Origin of the sequence: Streptomyces oceani (assembly GCF_001751245.1) — a bacterium.
GTDB lineage: Bacteria > Actinomycetota > Actinomycetes > Streptomycetales > Streptomycetaceae > Streptomyces > Streptomyces oceani.
On record NZ_LJGU01000159.1, the window covers coordinates 30,384 to 36,027 of the forward strand.

Below are 5,644 nucleotides of genomic sequence, written 5' to 3' on the forward strand. Positions count from 1 at the left end.
GTACAGCCCCGCCCGCCGACCGGCTGGCCGGCGAAGACGGCCGACCAGTCCAGCCGCGCGCCACAGGCGTACGCGCCCGCGAGCCCGGCGAGCAGCGCCGCCGCCTCCGGACGCTTCCGGCGCTGCACGGCGACCGCCGTCCGCACGGTCTCGTCCTCGGCCTCGGCGAGGCAGCCGCGCGCCATGGCGGTGAGGGTGCTGTCCGGCCCGACCTCGACGAACCGGGTGACGCCCCTGGCCACCAACGCACTCACCCCGTCGGCGAAACGCACGGCCTGCCGCACGTGCCGCACCCAGTACTCCGGGTCGGTCAGCTCCTGCGGGGTGGCGAGGGCGCCGGTGAGGTTGGAGACCACGGTCAGCTTCGGGGCCTCGTACGTCAGTCGCTCCGCGACCTGCCGGAACTCCGCCAGCATCGGCTCCATCAGCGGCGAGTGGAAGGCGTGGCTGACCGACAGCCGACTGGTCTTGCGGTCGAGCCCGCGGAAGTGCTCCTCGAGCGCGGCGACGGCCGTCTCGGTGCCAGAGACGACGGTGGCGCCGGGCCCGTTGAGCGCCGCGAGGGACGCCTCGGCCTCCCGGCCCTTCAGCTGCGGCAGCACCTCGTCCTCGCTGGCCGCCACGGCGAGCATCGCGCCGCCCCGGGGCAGCGCCTGCATCAACCGGCCGCGCGCGACGACGAGTTCGCAGGCATCCGGCAGGGACCAGACGCCGGCGAGGTAGGCGGCGGTGAGTTCGCCGAGCGAGTGCCCGAGGAGGTACTTCGCGCGCAGGCCCCAGTGGGTCAGCAGCCGGTACAGGGCGACTTCCACGGCGAACAGCGCCGGCTGGGTGCAGCCGGTCTCCCGCAACTCGCCGGTGTCCTCCCCGAACATCACCTCACGCAGCGGCCGGTCCAGCTCCATCCGCCGGTCCAGCTCGCCGCACACCTCGTCCAGCGCGCTCGCGAACACCGGGAAGGCGGCGTACAACTCGCGACCCATTCCGGCCCGTTGCGCGCCCTGCCCGGAGAACAGCAGGGCGGTGCCGCCGGTGACCGTACGACCGGTGACGACGCCGGCCGGGGTGGCCGCGTCCGGGTCGGCGAGCGCGGCGAGACCGCGCAGCGCCTCCGCGCGGTCCTCGGCGACCACGGCCGCGCGGTGCTCGAAGGCGGCGCGGGTGCTGATCAGGGAGCGGCCGATGTCGGTGAGGGCCGCCTCGGCCGGCGGCAGGGTGCCGAGGGTGACGTCCGTACGGGCAGCCGCGTCCGGGTCCGGGGAGCCGTCCCGCAGTCGCTCCAACAGCCGGGCGGCCTGTTCCCGCAGCGCGTCCTCGCTACGGGCGGACAGCAGCCACGGCACGGCGGGCAGCGGCGGTGTACCGGCCGGGCCCGCGGCGGCGTCCGCCGCGCCGTCGGCCGCGCTGTCGTCCGCACCGCTGTCCGTCGCCGCCTCCGGGGCCGGCGGCTCCTCCAGGACGGTGTGCGCGTTGGTGCCGCTGATGCCGAAGGAGGACACCGCCGCGCGGCGCGGCCGGTCCTCGGCCGCCGGCCACTCCCGTGGTTCGCTGAGCAGCCGTACGGCGCCCGCCTCCCAGTCGACGTGCCCGGACGGCTCGCTGATGTGCAGGCTGCGCGGCAGGCTGCCGTGCCGCATCGCCATCACCATCTTGATCACGCCGGCGACGCCCGCGGCGGACTGGGTGTGGCCGAAGTTGGACTTGAGTGAGCCGAGCCAGAGAGGCGTTTCGGCTGCCTTCTCCCGGCCGTAGGTGGCCAGCAGCGCCTGTGCCTCGATCGGGTCGCCGAGGGTCGTACCGGTGCCGTGCGCCTCCACCGCGTCCACGTCGCCCGGGGTGAGGCCGGCGTTGTCCAGCGCCTGTCGGATGACGCGCTGTTGGGAGGGACCGTTGGGGGCGGTGATGCCGTTGCTGGCGCCGTCCGAGTTGATGGCGCTGCCCCGGATGACGGCGAGCACCTGGTGGCCGTTCCTACGCGCGTCCGCGAGCCGTTCGACCAGCAGCAGCCCGGCGCCCTCGGACCAGCCGGTGCCGTCCGCGTCGTCCGAGAAGGGCTTGCAGCGGCCGTCCGCCGCCAGCCCGCGCTGCTTGCTGAACTCCGAGAACATGCCCGGCGAGGCCATCACGGCGACGCCGCCGGCCAGCGCCAGGTCGCACTCACCGCTCCGCAGCGCCCTCGCCGCCCAGTGCAGCGCGACCAGCGAGGAGGAGCAGGCGGTGTCGACGGTGACGGCCGGGCCCTCCAGCCCGAAGTGGTAGGCGATCCGGCCGGAGGCGACCGAGGTGGCGTTGCCGACCAGCAGCATGCCGTGCAGGTCCTCCGGGATGTCGGTCACGCCGACGCCGTAGCCGGAGGTCGCGGCGCCGACGAAGACACCCGCGTTGCTGCCGCGTACGGTCGCCGGGTCGATGCCGGCCCGCTCGAACGCCTCCCAGGCGGTCTCCAGCAGCAGCCGCTGCTGCGGGTCGGTGGCGAGCGCCTCACGCGGGCTCATCCCGAAGAACGCCGGGTCGAACCGAGAGGCGTCGTGCAGGAAGCCGCCCTCCCGGGCGTAGAACGTGCCTGGATTGTCCGGGTCCGGGTCGTAGCCCGCCTCCAGGTCCCAGCCCCGGTCCTCGGGGAAGCCGGAGATGGCGTCGCCGTCCCCGGCGACCAGCTCCCACAGGTCCTCCGGGGAGTCGACACCGCCGGGGTAACGACAGCTCATCGCCACGATGGCGAGCGGCTCCGCGTCCTTCTCCTCGGCCTCCCGCAGCTGCTTCTTGGTGTCCCGCAGTTCGGCCGTGACCCGCTTGAGGTATTCCAGGTACTTGTCGTCGTCAGCCACAACTTCACTTCCTCGGGGACGAGCGGGCACGACGGACCGCACGCGCGTGTGCCGTCATGAGCCCAGCTCCTTGTCGATCAGGTCGAACAGCTCATCCGCGCTGGCGACCGAGTCCAGTTCGGTGTCCGCCGGCCGCGACCCGGTGTCCGTAGCGCTCTCCTGGCCGCCGTCGCCGCGCACCCGGGCGAGCAGCTCCTGCAGCCGCGCGGCGATCCGGTCCCGGTCCGCGTCGTCCACCGGGACGCCGGTGAGGGCGCTCTCCAGCCGGTCGAGTTCACCGGTGACGGACTCGGCGACGGAGACCTCCGGGGGCGCGATCTCGGCGAGCAGATGACGCACGAGCACCAACGGGGTCGGGTAGTCGAACACCAGGGTAGCGGGCAGCCGGATACCGGTCGCCGCGCCCAGTCGGTTCCGCAGCTCGACGGCGGTCAGCGAGTCGAAGCCCAGGTCCTTGAAGGCCTGTTCCGGCTCGATGTCCTCCGCGGAGGCGTGCCCCAGTACGGCCGCGGCCTGGGTGCCCACCACCTCGATCAGCAGCTGCTCGCGGTCCGGGGTGGACAGCGGGGCCAGCGTCTCCACCAGGGAACCGCCGCCCGCCGAGCCGCCGCCCGCGGACGCGTCGACGGTGCGCCGCTGTGTCGTACGCACCAGGCCGCGCATCATCGGGGTGACCAGTTCCGGCCGCTCCCGCAGCACGCCGACGTCCAGGTTCATCGGCAGGAACACCGGGTCGGGCAGCCCGGTCGCGGTGTCCAGCAGGGCCAGGCCCTGTGCGATCTCCAGCGGCAGCATGCCCGTACGGGCCATCCGCTGGAGGTCGGCCTCGCTGAGGTCGCTGGTCATGCCGGCACCGGGCGCCCAGGCGCCCCAGGCCAGCGAGGTGGCCGGCAGGCCCTGCTGGCGGCGGCGGGTGGCGTACGCGTCCAGGAAGGCGTTGGCCGCCGAGTAGTTGCCCTGACCGGCGCCGCCGAAGGTGCCGGCGATGGAGGAGAAGACGGCGAACACCGCCAGGTCGTCCTCCCGGGTCAACTCGTCCAGCCAGGCCACCGCGTCCGCCTTCGGCCGCAGCACCGTCGCCAACCGCTCCGGCGACAGCGAACCCACCACCCCGTCGTCCAGCACGCCCGCGGTGTGCACCACACCCGTCAACGATCGTTCCGTACGCACCCGCCGCACCAGCTCCGTCAGGGCGGGGCCGTCCGAGGCGTCGCAGGCTTCCACCGACACCGAGGCACCGTGCTCCCGCAGCTCGGCCGCCAACTCCTCCGCACCCGGCGACTCCACACCACGCCGCGAGGCCAACACCACATGCCGCACCCCACGCTCCACCACCAGATGCCGCGCCACCACCGCACCCAACCCCGCCGTGCCACCGGTCACCAACACCGCACCCGCCGGATCCAACGGCACCGGCACCGTCAGCACCACCTTGCCCACATGCCGCGCCTGAGACAGGAACCGGAACGCCTCCGGAGCCTGCCGCACATCCCACGCCGCCACCGACAACGGCGCCAACACACCCGACTCGAAGAGCCCGACGAGTTCCCGGAGCATCGCGCCGATCCGCTCGTGGCCGGCCTCCCAGAGGTCGAAGGCGCGGTAGGCGACGCCCTCGTGGTCCACCGCCACCTTCTCCGGCTCCCGGATGTCCGTCTTGCCCATCTCCAGGAACCGACCACCGCGCGGCAACAACCGCAACGACGCGTCCACGAACTCCCGCGCCAACGAGTCCAACACCACATCCATCCCACGACCCCCGGTCACCCCAAGGAACGCGTCCTCGAAATCCAGATCCCGAGACGAGGCGATGTGCTCCTCATCCAACCCAGCCGCCCGCAACGCGTCCCACTTGCCCACACTCGCCGTACCGAACACCTCCGCACCCAGATGCCGCCCCAACTGCACCGCCGCACTCCCCACACCACCCGCTGCCGCATGCACCAACACCCGCTCACCCGCACGCACCCCACCCAGATCCACCAACGCGTAATACGCCGTCAGGAACACGATCGGCACCGACGCCGCCTGCGCGAACGACCAGCCGCGCGGCATCCGCGCCAGCAGCCGGTGGTCGGCGACGGCGGTCGGCCCGAAGGCGGCGAAGAACATGCCCATCACCCGGTCGCCGACCGCGACATCGGTGACGCCGGGACCGGTCTCCAGGACCACCCCCGCGCCCTCGCTGCCGAGCGCGCCGGCCTCGCCCGGGTACATGTCCAGGGCGTTCAGCACGTCCCGGAAGTTCAGGCCGGCCGCGCGCACCGCGATCCGCACCTCACCCGGCGCCAGTTCGCGGGCCGCCTCCGGGGCCTCGGCCAGACGCAGGTTCTCCAGCGTGCCCTTCTCGTCGATGTCCAGTCGCCAGTGGGTGTCGCCCTCCGGCACCGACAGCGTCCCGTCGGTGGCGACCCGGGCCAGCCGCGGCACCAGCGCCACGCCGGTACGCAGCGCCACCTCCGGCTCGCCGCCGGCCAGCACGGTCGGCAGCAGTGCCAGCGACTCCACGGCCCGGTCGGTGTCCAGCAGCGTGCACCGGCCGGGGTTCTCCGTACGAGCTGCCCGCACCAGCCCCCACACGGCGGCGGTGGCCGGGTCCGGGCTGTCGGAGCGTGGACTGACCGCGCCCTCGGTGACGAACACCAACCGGGCGTCGTCCAGCCGCCGGTCCTCCAGCAGCCGCTGGATGGCGGTCAGCGCCAGGCTGGTGGCCCGGTGCGCGCCCTCGGCCAGCGCGCCGGCCTGGGTACCGGGCTCAGCGCCGGCCCGGTCGTCGCGCTCAGCACCGGGCTCGGTGCCGGCCGGGCTCGGGCAGG

General features: G+C 73.7%; 2 protein-coding genes. Both read right to left on the bottom strand.

All coding sequences use genetic code 11. The features are described 5' to 3' along the window. A partial coding sequence (locus AN216_RS25305; protein ID WP_139140994.1) for a type I polyketide synthase occupies nucleotides 1-2,828 on the bottom strand: 2,828 nt, incomplete at its 3' end. 54 nt (nucleotides 2,829-2,882) lie between these two features. Further along, the coding region (locus AN216_RS25310) for an SDR family NAD(P)-dependent oxidoreductase (protein WP_139140990.1) at nucleotides 2,883-5,644 on the bottom strand (2,762 nt) is incomplete at its 5' end.